Origin of the sequence: Streptomyces sp. HmicA12 (assembly GCF_000373565.1) — a bacterium.
Classification (GTDB): Bacteria; Actinomycetota; Actinomycetes; order Streptomycetales; family Streptomycetaceae; genus Streptomyces.
In genome coordinates this window covers 55309-77060 of sequence record NZ_KB891804.1, presented here as the reverse complement: position 1 = coordinate 77060, position 21752 = coordinate 55309, and the positions used below count along the sequence as shown (strand labels likewise).

The following is a 21752-nucleotide window of genomic DNA, read 5'->3' as shown; positions in this document are numbered from 1 at the left end:
GCGCGTTCTCGCGCTTTCATGGCACGCTGACACGCGTCGGCATCAGGCGACCGAGGGGGAATGGGCCGTGCAGCGTTACGACCGGTTACGCGAGATCCTTGCGCTCGACCCCGAGCGCGACTACGAGAAGATCTACGGGATCAGCACCACCTACGAGTTCCCCTGGGACTTCACCCAGGCACTCGGCTTCGCCCTGTACCGCACGTATGCCGTGCCGAGCATCGGTCAACTCCTGGCACGGACGGGCGAGTTCACCGAGCGCGCGCAGAAGCGGTACGACGACACGGTGCTCATCCTCGACGCCGTCGGCGAGCACGGCATGGACGCGGAGCAGGGCCGCACCGCGATCCGCCGCATGAACCAGATGCACCGCAGCTACGACATCCCGAACGACGACTTCCGCTACGTCCTGGCCACGTTCGTCGTCGTCCCCAAGCGCTGGCTCGACGACTACGGCTGGCGACCGCTGTCGGAGCCCGAGACACGGGCGTCCACGAACTACTACCGGGCTTTGGGCAAACGCATGAACATCCAGGACATCCCGGAGACGTACGCGGAGTTCGAGGAGTTCATGGACGACTACGAGCGCCGCAACTTCGCCTACGACAAGGGCGGTTACGCGGTCTCGGAGGCGACGCTCGACCTGATGGCGTCCTGGTACCCGGGTCCGCTCGGCACCGCGATGCGCAGGGCGTCGGTGTGCCTGATGGACCCGCCGCTGCGCGAGGCCTTCGGCTACCCGGCCCCGCCCGCCGCGCTCCAGGGTGCGGTACGCGGCGGAATGCGGCTGCGCGGGCGGCTGATCCGCCTGCTGCCACCCCGCCGCGAGCCGCGCTTCGCCCGGCAGAGCCCCAACGTGCGGGGGTATCCGAACGGGTATCGGGTGGCGGAGCTGGGCACCTTCCCCAGCGGCTGCCCGGTCCCGCACGGCGACGAGGCGACCGGCTGATCCGGCCGGAACCTCTCGCGGCGCGCGCAGCCCCTGGGAGCACCGGCCGATCTTGCCGGACCCTGGCAGCCGAAGCCGCCTCTGAACTGCCGTGGCCCCCACTGCGTTCCTCCGCTCCGACGGGCGGAGGATGCGGTTCAGGGGGCGAACGATGACAACGACACGGGCGAGAGCAAGAGCCAGGGCCACCGCCGGCATCAAGGGCAGGCCGCCGAGCACGGCCGGCCGGACGCGTCGCATCGGAGCGCTGCTGCTCCTGGCCTCGGTGGCGTCGATGACGCTCTGCTGGTTCACGTTCACCACGTGGCTGCCCCACGACCGGGAGCGCTACCGCGACTACCGAGCGGCCGAGACGTGCCCCGCGCGTGTGACGGTGCGGGAGCAGCGGCAGAAGGACTGTCTGGTCCTCGGGCGCCTCACCGTCGTGAAGGCGGTGACCGACCACGGCGGAAAGACTCCCCACTACGAAGTGACGCTGAAGGACCGGGACTTGTGGCAGGGAGAGGTGGACTTCAGCGATCCGGAGCCGCTGTTCGAGCGGCTGAGGGCGGGCGACCGGGTCACGGCCACGGTCTGGCGGCGCGACATCACGGCGCTCGACAGGGACGGCGTCGTGCAGAGCACCATCGACGCGCCCCGCGACGAGTTGCAGATGAACGCCGCGTTCGGACTGCTGGCCGCGCTCGTCGCGGCGGAGGCGGCCGCGTTCGGTGCGGCACGCCTGGTCAGCCCGCGCAGCCACGCGCCCTTCGCCTGGGACCCGTACGGCAGGCGCCTGCTCCTCACCATCCTCCTCGCCTGCTGCGGCGTGGGATTCCCGGCGGTGTGGGCCGGTACCCCGTGGTGGACTGTGCCCGCGATCGTGGTGCCGGTCGTGGCGGGCGCGGCGGTGGTGCTGTACCGCCGCGGGCGGTGACGATCAGCCGAGGTCGAGGTCCCAGGTCTGGCCGGTGAGGTCCGGCCCGAAGTCGCGGCACGGCTCCTCGGCGGCGAGGGTGAACCCGAAGCGCTCGTAGATCCGGCGGGCGGACACCAGATTGTCGGTGGTCCACAGGGTCACGCTCCGGTAGCCCACCTCGCGGGCGAAGGCCAGCGCCCCCTCGACGAGGCGGGTGCCGAGGCCCAGGCCCCGCGCGGCCGGGGCGACGAGCAGGACGCGCAGCTTGGCCACGCCGGGCCGGTCGGCGGCGACCAGGAACACGCAACCGGCACGCTCTCCGTCGACCTCGGCGATCCAGGCCGCCTCGGTGACCGGCGAGTGCTTCGCCGCGTAGTCGCCGACGACCTTGGCCACCAGGGCCTCGAAGGCGGTACTGAAGCCGAACTGCTCGGCGTACAGCTCGCCGTGGGCCATCACCACCCAGCCGAGGTCACCGGGACGGTCGGCGCGGCGCACCACGACCTGCCGCTGACGGGCTTCCTCCGACATCGCACACTCTCCGCAACCAACGGCCGCCATCCGGCCACCCAACGTCACTGACACGACCGTGTCAGTTGACTTAGGCTAGATCCATGCCCCCGAAGACGGCAAACCCGTCCACGAAGCCTTCCGCCCGCCAGGTCGAACTCCTCGAAGCCGCCTACCGGTACGCGCTCACCCACGGCCTCGCCGACCTGTCCCTGCGCCCCCTGGCCGAGGCCGTCGGCTCCAGCACCCGGGTGCTGATGTTCCTGTTCGGCAACAAGGACGGACTCGTACGCGCACTGCTGGAGCGGGCCCGCGCCGACGAACTGGAGCTACTGGCCGACCTGCGCCGGACCGGCCGCCCGACAGGGCTGGCCCCGGCCGCCGAGCAGGTGTGGGCCTGGCTCGCCGCCGACGAGCACCGCGCGCTGCTGCGCCTGTGGGCCGAGGCGTACGCCCGCTCCCTCGTCGAGCCCGACGGCCCCTGGGCCGGGTTCGCCGCGGCCACCGTGCGGGACTGGCTCGACGTCCTGGCCGCCTGCCAGCCCCGGCCGGAACGGGACAGCGAGGACGGCGCCATGCGCCGCACCCTCACGCTGGCGGTGCTGCGCGGGGCCCTGCTCGACCTGCTCGCGACCGGCGAGGAACGCCGGACGACCGCCGCGGTCCACCGGCACCTGACACTTCTGGACGCCGCGAACATCCCGGACGGCTCGACGCCAAGCGCCTGACCTGCTCATTCGCACTCGACATCACCGCGTGACGCCACCGGCACCGCACGCGGCGCCATAAATCACTCGTCATGGCATCACGCGTGTGCCATAGTGGCACCACCGAGAACGCGCAGTCGCGCGGCCGGTCATCGACGGGGGCGGATCATGGAGACGGCGGAGCAGGCGAGGACAGCACAGAGCGGGCAGCGGCAGGAGGCGGCACCCGGCGCCTTCGTGGCGTTCGCCCGGTTCGTGCTCTGCGGCGGCGGGGTCGGCGTCGCCTCCAGCTTCGCCGTGGCGGGCGTCGCCTCCTGGCTCCCCTGGGCCCTGGCCAACGCCGTGATCACCGTGGTCTCCACGCTGCTCGCGACCGAGCTGCACGCGCGGTTCACCTTCGGCGCGGGCGGGCGCGCGACCTGGGGCCAGCACGTGCAGTCGGCCGGGTCCGCGGCGGCGGGGTACGCGGTGACCTGCGCGGCGATGTTCGTCCTCCAGCAGTTGGTGGCCTCGCCCGGCGCGGTTCTGGAGCAGGTCGTCTACCTGTCCGCCTCCGCGCTCACCGGCGTCGCGCGGTTCGCGGTGCTGCGTCTGGTGACCTTCGCTCGCGGGCGGGCGCGGCAGGTCCCGGCCGCGCGCCCGGTGCCCGCGACGGTGGCCCGGGCGACCCTGTGCCGGGCCGCCTGAGCATCTGCCGGGTCCCCGCATCGCGGCCGGCTGCGGGCCGGTGGGGGTTGGCCGCGCAGTTCCCCGCGCCCCTGAAAGATCCGCATCTGCCCCATCGCCGCCTCGTCGCGATCTGACGGCCGGTGGGGCTTCTCGCGCAGTTCCCCGCGCCCCTGAAGCATGCGCTCCGCGCAGCAGGACCGCCGGCGGAAAGCCGCGGACGAATCGGCGACCCGGCAGACGCGCAGGCGAAAGGGGCGCGGGGAACTGCGCGGCCAAGCCCCACCGGAGCCGCACCCGGCAGACCCGCCCGCGCCTCCATACGGCAGCATGGCCATCATGACCACGACGAGTCCCGCGCCCCGCCCCGACGTCCTCGCCGCCTTCGAGAAGGCCAAGGGATTCATGCCGCTCGGCGAGGGCCTCGCCCTGTACGCCGCCGCGGTCGAGGCCGCCGCGCTGGGGCTCCCGCTCCTCGAAGTCGGTACGTACTGCGGGCGTTCCACGCTGCTGCTCGCCGACGCCGCCCGCGCGGCCGGGGTGACGGCGCTGACCGTCGACCACCACCGCGGCAGCGAGGAGCAGCAGCCGGGCTGGGACTTCCACGACCCGGAGACGATCGACCCGGTCGTCGGACGGATGGACACGCTCCCCACCTTCCGCCGCACCCTGCACGCGGCCGGCCTGGAGGAGCACGTCGTCGCGCTCGTCGGGAGGTCGCCGCAGGTCGCCGAGGTGTGGGGCGGGAAGCTCGGGCTGGTCTTCATCGACGGCGGGCACACCGACGAGCACGCCACCGCCGACTACGAGGGCTGGGCCCCGCACGTCGCGGACGGCGGGCTGCTCCTCATCCACGACGTCTTCCCCGTCAAGCACGACGAGTGGACCGGACAGGCCCCGTACCGCGTGTACCTGCGGGCACTCGAGTCCGGGGCGTTCACCGAGGTCTCGGAACACGACTCCCTGCGCGTCCTGAAGCGAACCGGCGCGGGGATCTGAAGGCGCGGTTAAGGTCGAGTACGTGTCATACGTGGGCCCGGACGGGGACGACTTCGAAGACTTCTACGGCGACGACGATCCGCGGCAGGGACGCCGCGGGCGCCGGTTCGCCGGCCGCCCCGTGCTGGTCACCTTCGCCGCCCTCGTGCCGACCGCGCTCGCGGCCTGGCTGCTGTGGCAGGTGGTGAGCGGCCCGGAGGAGAACGAGCCGCCGAAGGTGCTGCCCGCCCCCGCCGGGTCGTCGGCGTCGCCCGCCTCCCCGACCCCGAAGGCCGAGAAGCCGAGTTCCGCGTCGCCCTCGACGTCGTCGGCCTCCCCCTCGCCCTCCAAGTCGAAGACCACGCAACCCTCCAAGCCGGCGGCCGGCGGCTCGGGCCCCCTGCGCGGCAAGGTCGTCGTCATCGACCCGGGTCACAATCCGGGGAACTTTCGGCACACGGCCGATATCAATCGGAGCGTGAACGTCGGCAACGGCAGCAAGGAGTGCGACACCACCGGCACCTCCACCAACGGGGGTTACACCGAGGCCCAGTTCACCCTGGACGTCGCCCGCCGCATGCGCACCATCCTCGAACAGCAGGGCGCCACCGTGCGGTTCACGCAGAACGGGGACCGGGCGTGGGGCCCGTGCGTCGACGAGCGGGCCCGGATCGGCAACGCGGCGAAGGCCGACGCCGTCGTCTCCGTGCACGCCGACGGCTCCGCCGCGGGCAACCGCGGCTTCCATGTGATCCTTCCCGCATCCGTGCACGCCGGCAGCGCCGACACCCGCGCGATCGTGGCGCCCTCGCGGAACCTCGGCGAGCGCGTCGCGGGCAAGTTCATCCAGGTCACGGGCCAGCCCCCGTCGAACTACATCGGCAACGGAACCGCCCTCGACACCCGCTCCGACCTGGGCGGACTCAACCTGTCGACGGTTCCCAAGGTCTTCATCGAGTGCGGCAACATGCGGGACAGCCAGGACGCCTCCCGGCTCACCTCCGGCGCCTGGCGGCAGAAGGCGGCACAGGGCATCTCTGAGGGAATCGTGAGTTTCCTGCGCGGGTAGCTGTCACCTGTGGATCTCGGCAGACACCCTCGGGACACGGGCGATAGTGTCACCCGTACGTACCATGTGGGGCCACCCCTGCGCTATGCGCCGCCTCCATCGATGACCGGACGACAGACGAAGGACTCCCTGAAGTGAATATCCGCTCCCTCACTCGAGGCGACGGCGTGGTGATCGGAGCAGCGGTGTTGCTCATCATCGCCTCGTTCCTCGATCTCTACTCGTTCGACAACGCCCCGGACAGCGCGGACTTCCCCAACGCGTGGGAAAGCGGCCCGGTCCTGATGGGTGTCGTACTCGCGGGGATCATCGGCGCCGCGCTCATCGTGGTGAACCGTGGTCTGCCGCAGCCGCGCAAGGTCGCCGGTCTCGACCTCGGGCAGTTCGGCATCGCGGCCACCGTGTTCGCCGCCTGGGGAGCGCTCGGCAACATCTTCGACCCGATGGGCGGCTTCGACAATTCCGGCGGGAGCGGCGCGAGCATCGACGCCGGCATCGGCCTCATCCTCGCCCTGATCGCGACCCTGGTCATGGCCGCCGCGGCCATCGCCACCGCCGCCGTCCCGGCCCTCCAGGCTCCCCTCCTCGGCGCCCCGCGCCCGCAGCAGCCGCAGCCCTACGGCGGCCAGCCGCAGGGTGGCTACGGCTACCCGGGCGCTCAGCAGCCCGGCCCCGGCCAGCCGTACGGTGCGCAGCCGGGTCAGCCCGGTCCCGGCCAGCCGCAGCCCGGTCAGCCCGGCCCCGGTCAGCCCTACGGCGCGCAGCCGCAGCAGCAGGCCGCCGCTCCGGCGCCGCAGCCCGCCGCCCCGCAGGGTGGCGCCTCGGACTTCTCGCCGTTCTGGTTCGCCGTTCCGGTGCCGCGTCCGCTGTACGGCGAGGACGGCAACCCGACGCCGATCGCCGAACTGGCCCCGGGTACCTGGTACTTGGCCGTCGAGCAGCGCGGCCCCGGCCTGGTCGCCCAGACACAGGACGGCCGTCGCGGCGTCCTTCAGGACACCACCGGGATCCAGCGCGGCTGACCCGCACGGCACCCGCTCAAGGCCCCTCGCCCACCTTCCGGGCGCGGGGCCTTTCGCGTACAGTCGCCCACGCAATCCACGATCTGACGCATCGTCAGACATCGGTGCCGGAGGAGAGGCTGACCGCATGCGCCTGGGACTCGCACTCGGCTACTGGGGACGCGGGCCGAACCCCGATCACCTCCAACTCGTGCGCGATGCGGAGGAGTTGGGATACGACTCGGTCTGGACCGCCGAGTCCTGGGGCAGTGACGCGTTCACCCCGCTCACCTGGTTCGCCGCGCACACCTCCCGCATCCGGCTCGGCACCGCCATCGCGCAGATGGCCGCCCGCTCCCCCACCACGACCGCGATGCACGCGCTCACCCTCGACCACCTCTCGGGCGGGCGGATGATGCTGGGCCTCGGGCTGTCCGGGCCGCAGGTCGTCGAGGGCTGGTACGGGCGTCCCTTCCCCCGGTCCCCGCTGACCGCCACGCGCGAGTACGTGGACGTCGTACGGCAGGTGCTGAAGCGCGAGGGGCCTGTCGAGGTCGCCGGGAAGTTCCACGCGCACCCCTACCTCGGCGACGACGGCACAGGACTCGGCAAGGCCCTGAAACCCATCACGCACCCGCTCCGCGCCGACCTCCCGGTCCTGCTGGGCGCCGAGGGCCCGAAGAACATCGCGCAGACCACGCGGATCGCGGACGGCTGGCTCCCGCTGTACTGGTCGCCGACCCGCACGGATGTGTACCAGGCCTCGCTCACCGACCTCCGCGACAACTTCATGATCGCGCCCATGGCCCGCGCGAAGGTGTGCGACGACGTCGCCGAGGGACTGCTGCCCGTCAAGGCCATGCTCGGGTTCTACATCGGCGGCATGGGCCACGCGACCCGCAACTTCCACGCCGATCTCATGGCGCGGATGGGGTACGAGGCCGAGGCGCGGCGCATCCAGGAACTGTTCGCCGAGGGGCGGCGGGAGGAGGCGGTGCTCGCCGTGCCGGACGCGTTCGCCGACGAGATCTCGCTCGTCGGGCCGCGTGAACGCATCGCCGAGCGCCTGGAGTTGTGGCGCAAGGGCCCGGTGACCGATCTTCTGGTCCTGTCCCCCGACCCGCTCACCCTGCGCACCCTCGCGGAGCTCAACTCCTGAGGCCCGCGATTGTCAGTGGGCGCTCGTACTCTTCGTTCATGGCCGGGGAGACCGGCTGTGACCTGGGAGGGGTGTGCCATGGGCGGCGACGCGTGGGCGATGACGGGGGCGTACCAGGCCGATCTGGCGGCGGCGTTCCGCGGCGAGCAGGAGAAGGCGCTGGCCGAGGACGACCACGGCTTCGGGAGCCGCATGGTCGAGGAGCTGTGGCGGGACCCGGAGTGGCAGGAGTACATCTTCACCGGGGGCACCGGCACGGTCCTGGACCAGGCCTATGCGGTCGAGGCCGGATCGACCGACGACGGCCCGTGCATGAGACCCCTGACCGAGGACGAGATACGCGCCTGGTGTCCGGGCGGGCGGCCCACCCACGACGCGTGGGAGGCCGCCCTGGACTCCGGAGCCCTGGAGTATCCGGGGCGCGGCTGCGGGAACTGCACGGTGCTCTACGAGGAGGGGCGGCCCGCCCGGATCGCGTACTGGGGGGTCACCTGCGACTGATCCCGACCGGCCCCCGGGACGTCACGAGCCGGAGTTGAGCTGGGACAGCGACGGCACCTTGTCCGTCACCGTCGCGCCCGCGTCCTTGCCCGCGTTCTTCACGGAGTTGATGACGTCGTCGAAGGTCGAGGCCACCGAGTCGGTGCCGTCGCCCTTGCGCAGCTTGCTCGGCAGGTCCTTGAGGGACGCGATGCCGGCCTCCAGCGGGGCGACCGCCTTGGACAGGGTCGGGTCGCCCTTGGCGTTGTTCACCGCCGCCTTGAGCCGGTTGTAGGTGAAGGCTCCGGCGAGGCCCGCCTTGACGAGGGCGAACTTCTGGCCGTCGGCGCCCTTCTTGAACTTGCCCGCCTTCCACGGCTTCACGATCCACTGGTAGGTGGCGCCGGCCGCGAGGCCCGCGTTCGCCACGAAGCGGGTCTTGGCGAGCTTCTGGCGTTCGGCGGTGCTGGACGGGGACGCCGACGACGAGACGCTCTCGTCGGAGCTGCCGCACGCGGTCGTGCCGGCGAGCAGGGCGCCGGACATGAGGACGGCCACGACCGCACGCCGCACGGGAAGAGGGAAGCTGAGCACCGCGGGTACCTCCGGGGTGGGACTGCACACGTCCCCGCAGCGTCACCCGCCGCCCGCACTCCCGCCACTTGGGCGCGACCGTCCGGGTTTCATCGAACAAGTTGCGGTCAAACGGTGACTATGTCCTCTACTCGCAGCGGCAACAGCGCGGCCCGAGCCATCGTGGTCGTTGCCGACATCATGGCGCTGATACTCGGTCTGTGGATCCTCATGTACCTGCTCGATGCCAACCGCGGCAACGACCTGGTCCAGTTCATCCACGATGCTGCCAGCTGGCTGGCCGGCTGGTCCTACGATCTGTTCACCTTCGACGAGGCCTGGGCCCGCGTGGTCGCCGGATACGGTCTGGCCGCCGTCGTCTACCTGGCCGTCGGCCACGCCATCGCCGGCCGACTGCGCTGATCCGCCCACCGCACAGGCCCTAGCCGCAGCAGTCGGGTTCCACGCCGCCCGGCAGGGCCTCTCCCCCGAACACCGAGCACGTCGCCTCGTCTCCCCCCAGCGCGGCGACGGCGAGCAGCACGGACCCGGCGGTCCACGCGGTCAGCTCCTCCGGCCAGATCGCCCGGTCCTCGAAGACGTAGCCGGTCCAGTACAGGCCCGTCTTCGGATCCCGCAGGTGCTGGATGTCCTGCAGGATCGTGAGCGCGCGGTCGGACTCGCCCATCGCCCACAGGGCGAGGGCGAGTTCGGCGCTCTCACCCCCGGTCACCCACGGGTTGGGCACCACACAGCGCACCCCGAGGCCGGGCACCACGAAGCGGTCCCAGTCGGACTCGATGCGTTCCTTCGCCTCGGCGCCGCGCAGCGCGCCGCCGAGGACCGGGTAGTACCAGTCCATCGAGTAATGGTTCTTGTCGAGGAAGCGGTCCGGGTGGCGCCGGATGGCGTGCCGCAGCGAGCCGACCGCCAACTCCCAGTCGGGCTGCGGCTCTTCGCGCTGGTCGGCGATGGCGAGCGCGCACCGCAGGGCGTGGTGGACCGATGAACTCCCGGTCAGGAGCGCGTCGTTGACGGGTGTTCCGTCGTCCTCGCGCTTCCAGCCGATCTGTCCGCCGGGCTGCTGCAGCCGCAGCACCCAGGCGACGGCCGCGCACACCGTCGGCCACATCCGGTCGAGGAACGCGTCGTCGCCGGTGGAGAGGTAGTGGTGCCAGACGCCGACGGCCACGTACGCCACGAAGTTGGACTCGCGGCCGCGGTCCGTGACGTCGCGCGGGTCGCCGTCGTGATAGGCGGCGTACCAGGAGCCGTCCTCGTTCTGGTGCCGGGCCAGCCAGTCGTAGGCGCGCTCGGCGGCCTCGTGCTCGCCGGCCACGTCGAGGGCCATGGCGGCCTCGGTGTGGTCCCACGGGTCGAGATGGTGGCGGCGGAACCACGGAATGGCGCCGTCGGGCCGCTGGACCGCCAGCACGCCCTGCACCGTCCGCGCGACCTGATCGGCCGTCAGAACGCCTTCCAGGACGAGGAGTTCGGTCCGCTCAGGGCTGCTCACTCAGAGGCCCCGGCGGCCTTGGGCAGGTGCGGCTTGGTGGCGTAGGCGACGAAGCTCTTGCCGACGACCGGGTTGAGCAGCTGCTCGGCGACCCGGGTCACGGCGGGCTTCTTCATGATGTCCCAGACCAGGAGCTTGTGGTACGCCTTGACCGGCAGCGCCTTGTCGTTGTCGACGCCGAACGCGCACTTCAGCCACCAGTAGGGGGCGTGCAGGGCGTGGGCGTGGTGGGTGCCGTACGGCTTCAGCCCGGCCTCGCGCATCTTCGCGAGCAGCTCGTCCGCCTTGTAGATGCGGATGTGGCCGCCCTCGACCTCGTGGTACGCGTCGGACAGCGCCCAGCAGACCTTCTCGGGGCCGTAGCGCGGGACCGTCACCGCGATGCGCCCGCCCGGCTTCAGGACGCGCACCATCTCGGCGAGCACTCCCTTGTCGTCGGGGATGTGCTCCATGACCTCACTGATGATGACGACGTCGAACGACTCGTCGGGGAAAGGGAGTTGGAGCGCGTCGCCCTCCATGGCGGTGGCCGTGGCGCCCGCCGGGGCCTCACCGGCCTCCTTCATGGCGGCGAACCACTTGGCGACCTCGGCGATCTCTTCCTTGTTCTGGTCGAGAGCGACGACCTGTGCCCCGCGCCGGTAGCACTCGAACGCGTGCCGTCCGGCCCCGCACCCGAGATCGAGGACGCGGTCGCCCGCGGCGAGCGGGAAACGGGTGAAGTCGACGGTCAGCACGTGGCCCTGCTTTCCTCTGGGGTTTCCTGGTGAGGTCGTACGGAGGAGTCGTGGGAGGGTGCGGCGGGGGCCGCCGCCATCGCCTCGCGGTACAGCTCGGCGGTGCCCTGCGCGGCCCGCGCCCACGTGAAGCGGTCGAGCACCCGGGCGCGGCCCGCGGCGCCGAGGCGGGCCCGCAGCGCGGGGTCGCCGAGCAGTCGGCTCAGGCCCGCGGCGAGCGCGCCCGCGTCGCCCGTCGGCACGGCGAGGCAGGTCTCGCCGTCGGGTCCGGCGACCTCGGGGATGGCGCCGCCCGTGGTGGCGACGAGCGGGGTGCCGGTGGCCATGGCCTCGGCGGCGGGCAGCGAGAAGCCCTCGTAGAGCGACGGCACGCAGGCGACCTGCGCCGAGCGCACCAGGTCGACGAGTTCGGCGTCGCTGATGCCCTTGACGAACTCGACGGAGCCCTCCAGCCCGTACCGCTCCATGGCCACGGCGACCGGGCCCTCCGTGGGGCGCTTGCCGACGACGACCAGGTGGGCCTCGGGGTGTTCGGCCCGCACCTTGGCGAGCGCCTCGACGAGGAACACGAGGCCCTTGAGGGGGACGTCGGCGCTGGATGTCGTGACGATGCGGCCCGGTACCTCGGGCACGGCCGGATTCGGCGAGAAGAGGTCCGTGTCGGCGCCGATGTGCACGACGCCGATGCGGTCGCGGCGCACGCCCAGGTGCTCGACGATCTCGTCGCGGGACGTGCCGGAGACGGTGACGATCGACGGCAGGCGGCGCGCGACGCGCTTCTGCATGTTCGTGAACGCGTACCAGCGGCGCTTCGACAGCCGCTGCTGCCAGTTCTCGGCGGCGTCCAGTTCCAGCTGCCGGTCGACGGTGATGGGGTGGTGGATGGTGGAGACGAGCGGGGCGCCCAGCGAGGAGGGGCCGCCCAACAGGCCGTATCCGAGCGTCTGGTTGTCGTGCACGACGTCGAACTCGCCGCGTCTGGCCCGCAGATGGCGGCGGGCGCGCAGCGAGAACGTCAGCGGCTCGGGGAAGCCGCCGGTGCGCATCGTGGCGAACTCGAGGGCGTCGACCCAGTCGCGGAACTCGTCGCGTTTCGGCGTACGGAACGGGTCGGGGCTGCGGTAGAGGTCCAGGCTCGGCAGCTCGGTGAGGCTGAGCCCGGCCACGGCACCCCCCTCGGCGACCTCGTCCAGGACGGGGTAGGGCTGTGCGCCGATGACCTCGACCCGGTGGCCGAGGCGGGCCAGCTCACGGGAGAGGTGACGTACGTACACGCCCTGGCCACCGCAGAACGGGTTGCCCTTGTACGTGAGGAGAGCGATGCGCAACGACTCCGCGGTCACTCCAGGCCACCCTTCTCTCCTGCTTGCCCGTGGACATCCCGGCCTGCCAGTGGACACTACGTGGGGACGCTAATCTAGAACAAGTTTCAGACTTGATCGTTCAATGGGGATCGAATCTACCGGCTGGTAGCCAAGCAGTGGCAGGCGGATCGGGTGATTCACGCCACGGCCTGGGCGACGGGACACGGAAACGGACACATGACAGCTCCGGACGCCAGAAACGGCAGTGTTCAGGGGGGACCCGCACTCACCGAGCGGCAGGAGGCGCGGCGCCGCCGCATCCTCCACGCGAGCGCCCAGCTCGCGTCGCGCGGCGGGTTCGACGCGGTGCAGATGCGGGAGGTCGCCGAGTCGTCCCAGGTCGCGCTCGGCACGCTGTACCGGTACTTCCCGAGCAAGGTGCATCTGCTGGTCGCCACCATGCAGGACCAGCTCCAGCACATGCACACGACGGTGCGCAAGCGCCCGCCGGCCGGTGAATCGTCCGCCGAGCGGGTCGCCGAGACGCTGATGCGGGCCTTCCGCGCGCTGCAGCGCGAGCCGCATCTGGCGGACGCGATGGTGCGCGCCCTGACCTTCGCGGACCGCAGTGTCAGCCCCGAGGTCGACCAGGTGTCGCGGCAGACGACGGCGATCATCCTCGACGCGATGGAGCTCGACGACCCGACGCCCGCGCAGCTGTCCGCGGTCCGGGTCATCGAGCACACCTGGCACTCGGCACTGATCACCTGGCTGTCCGGGCGGGCGTCGATCGCCCAGGTGAAGATCGACATCGAGACGGTGTGCCGGCTGATCGAACTGACGACACCGGACCGGGACTAGGCCGTGTCCGCGGCCTCCAGGCCGCTCCACTCGCGCCCGGGGCCGGTGGCCGCCCAGTCGTCGAGCAGACGCCGCGTCTCGGCCTCGGGGGCGGCGAAGGAGACCGTCTGCGCTCCCGCGTGGAGGGTGCCGCCGTTCCCCTCCCCCGACTCCACCGACTCCGCCGTCTCCACGGTGCCCTCGCTGCAGCACGCGCAGAGCATCCGGACGGCGGACGCCGGTTCCGCCCCGAAGTCGTGCTCCGTGAAGAGCTCCAACAACGCCTCCAGGTCGGCCTCCTGGGCCACGCTCACGGTGGCCTGCCACGTGGGCAGGTCGGAGGGCTCGAAGAGCAGCAGTTCGTCGAAGACGGGGTAGGTGTTCCCGCCGGAGACCCGCTCGCCGTTGGGCGCCCCGTCGTGCACGACGATCTCGCCGAACCGGCGGCCGCCGGTCACCGGCACGTTGAGGACGCGCGCCCGGGTCGGGCAGAGCCTGCGTCCCCACACGACCTCCTGCTGCCCGTCGGTGTCGAGCCGGACGGCGACCGGCCCGAGGTCCTGCTCGATCGGCCCCTCGCCCGGGTTCAGCGCGATGCCGAAGCCGTCCCAGGCGTCCCGGGCGGTCGCCCAGTCGCGCAGGATCGTGGCCGCGATGCCGAGGTTCCAGAAAGCCGGGTCGTTCGTGCCGCGTTCGGCGCGGGCGGCGGCCTCCTTGCCCAGGGCGTACGCCTTGTCCCAGTCGCGCAGGAACTTGTGGGCGAGGGCGGCGTCGTACCACCACGCCGCGCTCGGTTCCTCGTCGGGGAAGTGGGCGAGCACGCGCTCGTACAGCTCGGCCGCGCGCGCCCACTCCTCCTTGTCCCACGCCTCGTACGCCTGGTCGATCAGCCCTCTGGCCTCGGCCTTGTCCATCGTGTCCCACCCCTGCTCGAAGATCCGCAGGAGCGTAACCCGGCCCGCGCGGCCCTCAGTCCTCGGGCGGGAAGACGACCTCTCCCGAGTCGAGGAGCGTGATGGTGATGGCCTCGACGGGGCAGCCCTCCGCCGCCGCGAGGACCTTCTCGTTGGCGTCCGTCTCGGGGTCCGCCGGGTGGGACTGGCGGGCCGAGTCGAGACGGAAGGCGCCGGGGGCGTGGTTCACGCACATGCCGGAGCCGATGCAGACCCCCCGGTCGACCTCCACGTGCCACCGGTCCCCCATGGTCAGCCCTCCTCCGGCTCGTACCCGGCAGGCAGGTGGATCATCTTGTGCTCCAGGTAGGCGCTGAAGCCCTCGGGCCCGAACTCCCGCCCCACGCCGCTGTTCTTGTAGCCGCCGAACGGGCCGAGCATGTCGAGGCTGAAGGTGTTCACGTTGTACGTGCCCGTGCGCACCTGCCGCGCGACGTCGATGCCGTGGGCGACGTCTGCGGTCCAGACGCTGCCGCTGAGCCCGTAGTCGGAGTCGTTGGCGATCTTCACGGCCTCGGTCTCGTCGCCGTACGGGAGCAGGCAGATGACCGGGCCGAAGATCTCCTCCCGGGCGATCCGCATGCTGTTGTTCACGTCGCCGAAGAGGGTCGGCTCGACGTACCAGCCGTGCTCCAGGCCGGACTTCGTGGGCGCGCCGCCGCCGGTGAGGACCTTGGCGCCCTCCTCCTGGCCGATGCGGATGTAGTCGAGGTTGCGCTGCTGCTGGCGCTTGGCGACGAGCGGGCCGACCTGGGTGGCCGGGTCGAGCGGGTCGCCGACGACGAGCGCGGACGCGGCGGCGGTGAAGGCCTCGGCGAACTCGTCGTAGCGGGCGCGGGGAAGGAGGATGCGGGTCTGGGCGACGCAGGCCTGGCCGTTGTTCATCCAGGCGGCCGGGACGACCCCGGCGACGGTGGACTCGACGTCCGCGTCGGGCAGGACCACGGCGGCGGACTTGCCGCCCAGTTCCAGGGTGACGCGGGTGAGGTTGCGGGCGGCGACCTCCATGACGCGTTTGCCGGCCGCGACCGACCCCGTGAAGGAGATCTTGTCGATGCCGGGGTGCCCGACCAGGTACTCGCTGACCTCGCGGTCGGCGGGGAGGATGGAGAGCACGCCCTCCGGCAGCCCGGCCTCCTTGGCGATCTCGCCGAGGATGTACGCGTCGAGCGGCGATTCGGGCGACGGCTTGAGGACCACGGTGCAGCCGGCGAGCAGCGCGGGGGCGAGCTTGGCGGCGGCGACGAACTGCGGGACGTTCCACGGGACCACGGCCGCGACGACACCGACCGGCTCACGGCGTACGAGGAGTTTGCCGAGGGCGCCGTCGCGGGCCTCCTCGTACGTGAAGTCGCGCGCGACGTTGATCGCCGAGTCCCAGACCATCATCGCGCCGAGCGCCTGGGCGAGGACGGCCCAGGAGTAGGGCGAGCCGTTCTCCTGCGAGATGACCTTGGCGATCTCCTCGTGGCGTACGGCGATCGCGTCCTTGATCCGCGACACGACGGCGATCCGCTCGTCGAGGGTCATGCGCGGCCAGGGGCCCTCGTCGAAGGCCTTGCGGGCGGCGGCGACGGCGCGGTCGACGTCGGCGGGCGCGGCGTGCGGCACGCGCCCGAAGACCTCGCCGGTGTGCGGGGAGACGACCTCGATGACGTCCTTGCCGAGGGGATCGGTCAACTCCCCGCCGATGAACAGCTGTCCGTGTTCCACGAGCTCGGTCATGAGGAACCCTCCGCGACCACTTCCGACGACTTCCGGGCAAGACTTCTGACGGTGTTTCAGAACTGATACCAGTTCTAGTTGCGATGCGGAAGGGTGCCGCGGGCCCCGGCCGTAGGGTGCGACGGTGACGACGAGCGAACCGATCCGCACCGAACGCCTCACCCTGCTGCCGCTGGCCGTGGAGCACGCCGACGAGATGGCGGGCGTGCTCGCCGACCCCGCGCTGTACGCCTTCACGGGCGGCGGGCCGCCGACGCCCGAGGCGCTGCGCGCGCGGTACGTCCGCCAGGTCGCCGGAGCGCCGGAACCCGGCACGGACTGGCTCAACTGGGTGATCCGTGACCGCACTTCGGGCCGCCTGGCGGGGTATGTGCAGGCCACGGTGGAGGCCGGGACGTCGGCGGACGTGGCCTGGGTCGTGGGCACCGCGTGGCAGGGCCGGGGCGTCGCGCGGGAGGCGGCGCTCGGGATGGCGCGGTGGCTGGCGGCGCGGGGCGTGCGCGAACTCGTCGCCCACATCCACCCCGGGCACCACGCGTCGGCGCGGGTGGCCCGCGCGCTCGGGCTCGTGGCGTCGGGCGTGACGGACGACGACGGGGAGATCATCTGGCGCGGGGAGACGGTCGACCCGGGCGACTATTGAAACGAGTTCTACAAGTTCCATTACAGTGACGGGAGTTCGGCGCGGCGACTGGTGCCCTCGGGTGACGGAGCGGTACCCCGACGGAAATGGCAGAGGTGACGCAGGTGACGCAGGTGACCGATCACGGCGGGGGCGTGCAGAGCATCCGGGTCCCGATCCCCGACAACCCCCTCGGCTACACGCTCATCTACGTGCTCGACACCGACGCGGGCCCCGTCCTCGTGGACACCGGCTGGGACGACCCGACGTCCTGGGACACGCTCACCGCGGGACTCACCGCGTGCGGCACCTCGGTCGCCGACCTGACCGGCGTCCTGATCACCCATCACCATCCGGACCACCACGGCCTGTCGGCGAAGGTGCGGGACGCGTCCGGGGCGTGGATCGCGATGCACGAGGCGGACGCGGCGGTGGTGCGGCGCACCCGCGAGAACCCCCCGTCGCGCTGGTACGGGTACATGGCCTCGAAGCTGCTCTCGGCCGGGGCGCCCGAGGACCATGTGGCCCCGCTGCTGCGCGCCCGCGACGAGGGCCGCCCGCGCCGCCTGCCCGGCCTCGACCCGGCGCTGCCCGACCGCACCATCACCCCCGGCGACCTGCTCCCCCTGCCGGGCCGCCGGCTGCGCGCGATCTGGACACCGGGCCACACCCCGGGCCACGTCTGCCTGCACCTGGAGGAGGACCACCCGGCGCAACTCCCGGGAAATGGACGCCTGTTCAGCGGTGACCACGTGCTGCCCGGCATCAGCCCGCACATCGGCCTGTACGAGGACCCGTCCGTCGAGGAGGGCTCCACCGACCCGCTCGGCGACTACCTCGACTCCCTGGAACGCGTCGGCCGGCTCGCGCCCGCCGAGGTGCTCCCCGCCCACCAGCACACCTTCACCGACGCGCCCGCCCGCGTACAGGAGTTGCTGGACCACCACGAGTCGCGCCTGACCGATCTGCTCGCCCTGCTCGCACAGCCGCTCACCCCGTGGCAGCTCGCGGAACAGATGGAGTGGAACCGCCCGTGGGCCGACATCCCGTACGGCTCGCGGAACATCGCCGTCTCGGAGGCCGAGGCGCACCTGCGCCGCCTGGTGAAACTGGGCCGGGCGGAGGCCGTGGTGGGCAGCAGTCCCGCGACGTACGTGGCGGCGCGCTGACGCGGTCGCGCGCCGTCCGTCCGTCGGCCCCGACCCGGTCGAAGGATCTTTGCCGTGCGTGGATGGTCGGGCTGTGCGCGCAGGCGTATGGTCCGGTCCCAAGAGCTCTTCTGAGCTGGAACGACAAGGGGGCGGCCGCCGATGGCGCCGGACGAGGCTGTGGTCGGCTGTACGGGGAAGCTGGTGCTCGGCACGCGTGGTGCGGACGGGCCCGGTGAGGTGCTGGTGCGGGTCAGAGGCGGGACCGAGACGTTTCTCGCGTTCTCGGACGAGCCTTTGGAGCGCGGGTCGACCGTGCTCGTGATCGAGTCGCGCGGTACCCGGCAGGTCGTGGTCATGGCCTGGACCGATCCTCTGCTCGCCGACGGCGAAGGCGGCGCCCGCTAAGGAGACGTCAAAGGATGTTCGGATATCGCGTTCCCGCACCCGACGAGGCGATGCTGATCTCGGGCGGCAGGCGGGGACTTGGGGGAGCGCCGTTCCGCGTCGTCACCGGACACGGGAAGTTCGTCCTGCCCGTGTTCCGCAAGACCCGCTTTCTGTCGCTGGCCATGGCGGAGGCGGAGGTCGTCGAGAAGTGCGTGACCAAGCAGGGCATCGCCCTGACCGTGCGGGCCGTCATCGCCTTCAAGGTGGGCAATGACCACGAGTCGATCGTCAACGCCGGGCAGCGGTTCCTCTCGGACCAGGAGCAGATGTCCGTGCTCACCGGGCGGATCTTCGCCGGGCATCTGCGCTCCATCATCGGATCGATGACCGTCGAGGAGATCGTCACCGAGCGGCAGAAGCTCGCGACGGAGGTCCTCGACACGTCGAAGTCCGAGATGGCGAAGATCGGGCTGCACGTCGACTCGCTGCAGATCCAGTCCATCGACGACGGGGCCACCGGGTACATCGAGGCCATGTCGCAGCCCCACAAGGCCGCGATCCAGCGGGCCGCGAAGATCGCGCAGGCGCAGGCCAACCAGGCCTCCGTGGAGGCGGAGCAGGCGGCGGCCCGCAAGCAGGCCGAGTTCGCGCGGCAGACCGCGATCGTGCAGGCCGAGTACGACGCCGAGGTCGACCGGGCCAAGGCGCAGGCCGACCAGGCGGGGCCGCTGGCGCTCGCCCACGCGCAGCAGGAGGTGCTGGCGGCGCAGACCGAACTCGCCCTGAAGCAGGCCGAGTTGCGGGAGCAGCAGCTCGTCGCGGAGGTCGTGAAGCCGGCGCAGGCCGACGCGGAGCGGATCCGTGTGCTGGCCCTCGCCGAGGCCGAGCGGATGAAGATCCAGGCGGAGGCCGCGGCCTCGTACGACCGGGTCGCGCTCGACCGGATGCTCATCGATCAGTTGCCGCAGATCGTGAAGGAGGCGTCGGCGGGGCTCGCGGGCGCGAACGTGAACGTGCTGAACGGGGCGGACGGCCTCGGGGAGATCGCGGCGGGGCTCGTCGGGCAGGGGCTCACCATTCTCGACTCGGTGCGGAAGAACTTGAACGGGGAGGACGGGTCGGCGGCGCCGGGGGCGGCCATGGAGCGGTATCTGGGTGGGCCTCGCGGGTCGGACGACGGTCCCGTCGACGTCCGCTGACCCAGACTCCGCGTCTGCCCCGCGAGGGTTTCGTCGCTGGCTGACGGCCGGTGGCCCTGCTGCGCGCCGTTCCCCGCGCCCCTGAGGCATGCGCTCCGCGCAGCCTCCCCTGAGCGAGCGAAGCTCGCTTCAGGGGGCGCGGGGAACCGCGCGAGAAGAGGCCACCGGCCCGCCGCCGGCGGCGAAAGTCGTGCCCGGGGATGCTCGCGGGGGCCCGCGGCGGGCCGCCCGGTAGAGTGAAAGCGTCGTCAGATCGCGCGAGTGAGGGGAAGCCGGCGGAAATCCGGCACTGACCCGCAACCGTCACAGTCGGAATGCCTCGCCCGCGTCATGATCGGCCCAGAACCGTCGAGGGACACGGAGCTGGCGCCGCCCGGTATCCGCAGCGTGCCGTGCCGCCCGGCTCCCCACAGGGAGAGGCACCCGCCCCAGCATGAACATTCGCCGTAGCGCCGCGCTCGTCGCCGCGACCGTCGTGATCGGCGCCGCTCTGGCGCCGGCCGCGGTCGCGGACAGTGCCTCGCCCTCCGCCTCCCCCAAGGTCGTCGTGCCCAGCGGTCTGTACGGGTCCGGCGACCCGACGTACGACGGGGTGTGGCGGCAGTCGCTCGCCTTCGTCGCGCAGAATACGGAGGGCGTGCGGCCCGCGGACAAGGCCGTGGACTGGCTGGTCGGGCAGCAGTGCGAGGACGGCGGCTTCGCCGCGTTCCGTGCCGACCCGGGCAAGGCCTGCGACAGCAAGACGCCGGTCGACAGCAACAGCACCGCCGCCGCCGTGCAGGCCCTCGCCGCCGTCGGCGGGCACGACAGCGAGGTCGCCAAGGGCGCCGGCTGGCTGAAGAAGAACCAGAACGACGACGGCGGCTGGGGCTACAACCCCGGCGGCGCCAGCGACGGCAACTCCACCGCGGTCGTGCTCGGCGCCCTGTCCACCTCCGGCGACGAGCCCGCCGAGGTGCGGTCCGCCTCCGGCAAGTCCGGCATCGACGCCCTCGGCACCCTCGCCCTGCCCTGCTCGGAGGGGAAGAACGGCGGCGCCCTCGCCTACCAGCCCGACAAGAAGGGCGAGCTCGTCGCGAACGCCGACGCGACCGCCGCCGGTGTGCTCGGCGCGCTCGGTTCCGGTTTCGCCGCCGAGAAGGGCGACGCCCCGGACGCGTACACCTGCGAGGACGGGAAGACGGCGAAGAGCGCCGACGGCATCGCGCACAACGGCGCCGTCTACCTCCAGAACCAGCTCTCCACCCACCTGTACCTCAAGTCCCAGCTGGCCGGTGCCACCGACCAGCCCGACTACGGCAACACCGCGGACGCGGTCACGGCCGTGGCCGCCGCGGAGGGTGTGAAGTACACGAAGGACCCGTACGCCTGGCTGGAGAAGAACGCCGGTGACTGGGCCGCGCAGTCCGGTCCCGCCGCCTATGCCCAGCTGATCTTCGCCGCGCACGCCACCGGCAACGACCCGCACGACTTCGGCGGCACCGACCTGGTGACCGCCCTGAACAAGACCGGGCCCGAGCCCGCCTCCGCCAAGTCGTCGGACTCCGGCTCCAGCGACGAGAAGAAGGACGACGACAGCGGCTCGGTGTCCTGGCTGATCGTCGGTGTCATGTTCGTCGCGGCCGTCGGCGTCGGCATCCTGATCAGCGGGCGCAAGAAGCGGCAGCAGCCGTGACCCGCCGCGCCGCCCGTCTCCTCCTCGTCCTGCTCGCCGCCGTCGTCGGCCTCGCCGTCGCGGCGCCCGCGCAGGCCGCCGGGTACCGGTACTGGTCGTTCTGGGAGCAGGACAAGGGTGCCTGGTCGTACGCGACCATGGGCCCCTCCCAGACCAGGCCGTCGGACGGGGACGTGGAGGGGTTCCGGTTCGCGGTGAGCGCGGACTCCAAGGACGCCGCGCAGCCGCGCGGCAGCTCCGGCTTCGACACGATCTGCTCCGGTACGCCCGCGCAGGACGGGAAGAAGCGGGTCGGCGTCGTCATCGACTTCGGTACGAAGACGGACGCGCCGAGCGGCGAGACCCCGCCGAAGGCGCAGACCGGGTGTGCGCTGGTCGGCGAGGACGCGACCGCCGCGGACGCGCTCGCCGCCGTCGCGAAGCCGCTGCGCTACGACAGCAGCGCGATGCTGTGCGCCATCTCCGGATACCCGAGGACCGGCTGCGGTGAGCAGGTGAGCACGGGACAGGAGACGGACGCCCCGGGCACCGATCACGCGGCCGCGAAGAAGTCGGGCGGCTCCGGGCCGTCCGTCGGCGTGCTCGCGGGCGTCGCCGCCGTCGCCGTGCTCGGCGCCGGGGCGATCTGGCAGGCCAAGCGCCGCCGCGGCTGA

At 71.9% G+C, this 21752-nt stretch carries 25 protein-coding genes and 1 riboswitch; of the genes, 17 read left to right on the top strand and 8 right to left on the bottom strand.

All coding sequences use genetic code 11. The features are described 5' to 3' along the window. Positions 1–67 precede the first annotated feature (67 nt). Together B072_RS0113630 and B072_RS0113625 are read left to right on the top strand one after the other, a co-directional pair. On the top strand, positions 68–949 hold the full coding sequence (locus tag B072_RS0113630; RefSeq protein WP_018530509.1) for an oxygenase MpaB family protein: 882 nt from the start codon (positions 68–70) through the stop codon (positions 947–949). 151 nt (positions 950–1100) lie between these two features. Next, positions 1101–1865 carry a hypothetical protein gene (locus B072_RS0113625; RefSeq protein ID WP_158689188.1) on the top strand — a complete coding sequence of 255 codons (765 nt, stop codon included), beginning with the start codon at positions 1101–1103 and terminating at the stop codon, positions 1863–1865. Between the two features lie 3 nt (positions 1866–1868). On the opposite strand, the gene B072_RS0113620 is transcribed toward B072_RS0113625, so the two are convergent. Then, positions 1869–2378 (bottom strand): GNAT family N-acetyltransferase, encoded by a 510-nt coding sequence (locus tag B072_RS0113620; protein WP_018530507.1) that lies wholly within the window; start codon positions 2376–2378, stop codon positions 1869–1871. A gap of 83 nt (positions 2379–2461) precedes the next feature. Here B072_RS0113620 and B072_RS0113615 point away from each other — a divergent pair, with 83 nt between their 5' ends. From B072_RS0113615 to B072_RS0113585, 7 genes are all read left to right on the top strand, one after another. Further along, a complete protein-coding gene (locus B072_RS0113615; protein ID WP_018530506.1) occupies positions 2462–3085 on the top strand; it encodes a TetR/AcrR family transcriptional regulator in 624 nt (207 codons plus the stop codon). Between the two features lie 147 nt (positions 3086–3232). Then, positions 3233–3751, top strand: coding sequence for a hypothetical protein (locus tag B072_RS0113610; RefSeq protein WP_018530505.1), 519 nt, complete (start codon positions 3233–3235; stop codon positions 3749–3751). Between the two features lie 309 nt (positions 3752–4060). Beyond that, complete coding sequence (locus tag B072_RS0113605; RefSeq protein WP_018530504.1) at positions 4061–4729, top strand: class I SAM-dependent methyltransferase; 669 nt, start codon at positions 4061–4063, stop codon at positions 4727–4729. Positions 4730–4751: 22 nt separating this feature from the next. Next, complete coding sequence (locus B072_RS0113600) at positions 4752–5777, top strand: N-acetylmuramoyl-L-alanine amidase (RefSeq protein WP_420707536.1); 1026 nt, start codon at positions 4752–4754, stop codon at positions 5775–5777. A 134-nt stretch (positions 5778–5911) separates the two neighbouring features. Continuing rightward, positions 5912–6799 carry a hypothetical protein gene (locus tag B072_RS0113595; protein ID WP_026245785.1) on the top strand — a complete coding sequence of 296 codons (888 nt, stop codon included), beginning with the start codon at positions 5912–5914 and terminating at the stop codon, positions 6797–6799. A gap of 127 nt (positions 6800–6926) precedes the next feature. Next, positions 6927–7937, top strand: coding sequence for an LLM class F420-dependent oxidoreductase (locus tag B072_RS0113590; protein ID WP_018530501.1), 1011 nt, complete (start codon positions 6927–6929; stop codon positions 7935–7937). 78 nt (positions 7938–8015) lie between these two features. Continuing rightward, on the top strand, positions 8016–8438 hold the full coding sequence (locus tag B072_RS0113585) for a hypothetical protein (protein ID WP_018530500.1): 423 nt from the start codon (positions 8016–8018) through the stop codon (positions 8436–8438). Between the two features lie 21 nt (positions 8439–8459). Here the strand turns inward: B072_RS0113585 and B072_RS0113580 are convergent, their stop codons facing one another. Then, positions 8460–8963 (bottom strand): hypothetical protein, encoded by a 504-nt coding sequence (locus tag B072_RS0113580; RefSeq protein ID WP_051127180.1) that lies wholly within the window; start codon positions 8961–8963, stop codon positions 8460–8462. A 168-nt stretch (positions 8964–9131) separates the two neighbouring features. Here B072_RS0113580 and B072_RS0113575 point away from each other — a divergent pair, with 168 nt between their 5' ends. After that, positions 9132–9413 carry a hypothetical protein gene (locus B072_RS0113575; RefSeq protein ID WP_026245784.1) on the top strand — a complete coding sequence of 94 codons (282 nt, stop codon included), beginning with the start codon at positions 9132–9134 and terminating at the stop codon, positions 9411–9413. 19 nt (positions 9414–9432) lie between these two features. Here the strand turns inward: B072_RS0113575 and B072_RS0113570 are convergent, their stop codons facing one another. Genes B072_RS0113570 through B072_RS0113560 form a run of 3 tightly spaced genes read right to left on the bottom strand, consistent with a single transcriptional unit; the run spans position 9433 to position 12586 of the window. Beyond that, entirely contained in the window at positions 9433–10506 is a 1074-nt protein-coding gene (locus B072_RS0113570; RefSeq protein ID WP_018530497.1) for a prenyltransferase/squalene oxidase repeat-containing protein, read from the bottom strand. Next, complete coding sequence (locus B072_RS0113565; RefSeq protein WP_018530496.1) at positions 10503–11243, bottom strand: class I SAM-dependent methyltransferase; 741 nt, start codon at positions 11241–11243, stop codon at positions 10503–10505. The genes B072_RS0113570 and B072_RS0113565 overlap by 4 nt, the downstream gene beginning before the upstream one ends. Then, positions 11237–12586, bottom strand: coding sequence for a glycosyltransferase family 4 protein (locus tag B072_RS0113560; RefSeq protein ID WP_018530495.1), 1350 nt, complete (start codon positions 12584–12586; stop codon positions 11237–11239). Before B072_RS0113560 ends, B072_RS0113565 begins: the two co-directional genes overlap by 7 nt. Before the next feature lie 198 nt (positions 12587–12784). Here B072_RS0113560 and B072_RS0113555 point away from each other — a divergent pair, with 198 nt between their 5' ends. Next, positions 12785–13408, top strand: a complete 624-nt coding sequence (locus B072_RS0113555) for a TetR family transcriptional regulator (protein ID WP_018530494.1) — start codon at positions 12785–12787, stop codon at positions 13406–13408. On the opposite strand, the gene B072_RS0113550 is transcribed toward B072_RS0113555, so the two are convergent. From B072_RS0113550 to B072_RS0113540, 3 genes are read right to left on the bottom strand one after another with little or no spacing between them, the layout of a single operon-like run. Further along, positions 13405–14301: a tetratricopeptide repeat protein gene (locus B072_RS0113550; protein ID WP_018530493.1), complete on the bottom strand. Its 897-nt coding sequence runs from the start codon at positions 14299–14301 to the stop codon at positions 13405–13407. The two genes, B072_RS0113555 and B072_RS0113550, sit on opposite strands and share 4 nt — an antisense overlap. Before the next feature lie 55 nt (positions 14302–14356). Next, positions 14357–14590 carry a ferredoxin gene (locus B072_RS0113545; RefSeq protein WP_018530492.1) on the bottom strand — a complete coding sequence of 78 codons (234 nt, stop codon included), beginning with the start codon at positions 14588–14590 and terminating at the stop codon, positions 14357–14359. Between the two features lie 2 nt (positions 14591–14592). Continuing rightward, the gene (locus B072_RS0113540; RefSeq protein ID WP_018530491.1) at positions 14593–16065 is read right to left on the bottom strand and encodes an aldehyde dehydrogenase; all 1473 of its coding nucleotides are present in this window, start codon (positions 16063–16065) and stop codon (positions 14593–14595) included. 124 nt (positions 16066–16189) lie between these two features. Between B072_RS0113540 and B072_RS0113535 the strand changes: the two genes are divergently transcribed. From B072_RS0113535 to B072_RS0113510, 6 genes are all read left to right on the top strand, one after another. Continuing rightward, complete coding sequence (locus B072_RS0113535; RefSeq protein ID WP_018530490.1) at positions 16190–16708, top strand: GNAT family N-acetyltransferase; 519 nt, start codon at positions 16190–16192, stop codon at positions 16706–16708. Positions 16709–16794: 86 nt separating this feature from the next. Continuing rightward, positions 16795–17856 carry an MBL fold metallo-hydrolase gene (locus B072_RS0113530; RefSeq protein ID WP_202538731.1) on the top strand — a complete coding sequence of 354 codons (1062 nt, stop codon included), beginning with the start codon at positions 16795–16797 and terminating at the stop codon, positions 17854–17856. 141 nt (positions 17857–17997) lie between these two features. Next, entirely contained in the window at positions 17998–18243 is a 246-nt protein-coding gene (locus B072_RS0113525) for a hypothetical protein (RefSeq protein WP_018530488.1), read from the top strand. 14 nt (positions 18244–18257) lie between these two features. After that, complete coding sequence (locus tag B072_RS0113520) at positions 18258–19424, top strand: flotillin family protein (protein ID WP_018530487.1); 1167 nt, start codon at positions 18258–18260, stop codon at positions 19422–19424. 229 nt (positions 19425–19653) lie between these two features. Beyond that, a riboswitch (cobalamin riboswitch) is annotated at positions 19654–19763 on the top strand. Positions 19764–19857: 94 nt separating this feature from the next. Beyond that, positions 19858–21099: a prenyltransferase/squalene oxidase repeat-containing protein gene (locus B072_RS0113515; protein ID WP_018530486.1), complete on the top strand. Its 1242-nt coding sequence runs from the start codon at positions 19858–19860 to the stop codon at positions 21097–21099. Beyond that, complete coding sequence (locus tag B072_RS0113510; protein WP_018530485.1) at positions 21096–21752, top strand: SCO2322 family protein; 657 nt, start codon at positions 21096–21098, stop codon at positions 21750–21752. The genes B072_RS0113515 and B072_RS0113510 overlap by 4 nt, the downstream gene beginning before the upstream one ends.

Bases quoted from the DNA above. Each gene is read 5' to 3' on its own strand.
- B072_RS0113605 (WP_018530504.1), top strand. From the start codon at position 4,061: ATGGCCATCATGACCACGACGAGTCCCGCGCCCCGCCCCGACGTCCTC.
- B072_RS0113610 (WP_018530505.1), top strand. From the start codon at position 3,233: ATGGAGACGGCGGAGCAGGCGAGGACAGCACAGAGCGGGCAGCGGCAG.
- B072_RS0113520 (WP_018530487.1), top strand. From the start codon at position 18,258: ATGTTCGGATATCGCGTTCCCGCACCCGACGAGGCGATGCTGATCTCG.
- B072_RS0113530 (WP_202538731.1), top strand. From the start codon at position 16,795: ATGGCAGAGGTGACGCAGGTGACGCAGGTGACCGATCACGGCGGGGGC.
- B072_RS0113555 (WP_018530494.1), top strand. From the start codon at position 12,785: ATGACAGCTCCGGACGCCAGAAACGGCAGTGTTCAGGGGGGACCCGCA.
- B072_RS0113515 (WP_018530486.1), top strand. From the start codon at position 19,858: ATGAACATTCGCCGTAGCGCCGCGCTCGTCGCCGCGACCGTCGTGATC.
- B072_RS0113615 (WP_018530506.1), top strand. From the start codon at position 2,462: ATGCCCCCGAAGACGGCAAACCCGTCCACGAAGCCTTCCGCCCGCCAG.
- B072_RS0113575 (WP_026245784.1), top strand. From the start codon at position 9,132: ATGTCCTCTACTCGCAGCGGCAACAGCGCGGCCCGAGCCATCGTGGTC.
- B072_RS0113580 (WP_051127180.1), bottom strand. From the start codon at position 8,963: ATGTCCGGCGCCCTGCTCGCCGGCACGACCGCGTGCGGCAGCTCCGAC.
- B072_RS0113590 (WP_018530501.1), top strand. From the start codon at position 6,927: ATGCGCCTGGGACTCGCACTCGGCTACTGGGGACGCGGGCCGAACCCC.
- B072_RS0113545 (WP_018530492.1), bottom strand. From the start codon at position 14,590: ATGGGGGACCGGTGGCACGTGGAGGTCGACCGGGGGGTCTGCATCGGC.
- B072_RS0113585 (WP_018530500.1), top strand. From the start codon at position 8,016: ATGGGCGGCGACGCGTGGGCGATGACGGGGGCGTACCAGGCCGATCTG.
- B072_RS0113540 (WP_018530491.1), bottom strand. From the start codon at position 16,065: ATGACCGAGCTCGTGGAACACGGACAGCTGTTCATCGGCGGGGAGTTG.
- B072_RS0113525 (WP_018530488.1), top strand. From the start codon at position 17,998: ATGGCGCCGGACGAGGCTGTGGTCGGCTGTACGGGGAAGCTGGTGCTC.
- B072_RS0113550 (WP_018530493.1), bottom strand. From the start codon at position 14,301: ATGGACAAGGCCGAGGCCAGAGGGCTGATCGACCAGGCGTACGAGGCG.
- B072_RS0113620 (WP_018530507.1), bottom strand. From the start codon at position 2,378: ATGTCGGAGGAAGCCCGTCAGCGGCAGGTCGTGGTGCGCCGCGCCGAC.
- B072_RS0113625 (WP_158689188.1), top strand. From the start codon at position 1,101: ATGACAACGACACGGGCGAGAGCAAGAGCCAGGGCCACCGCCGGCATC.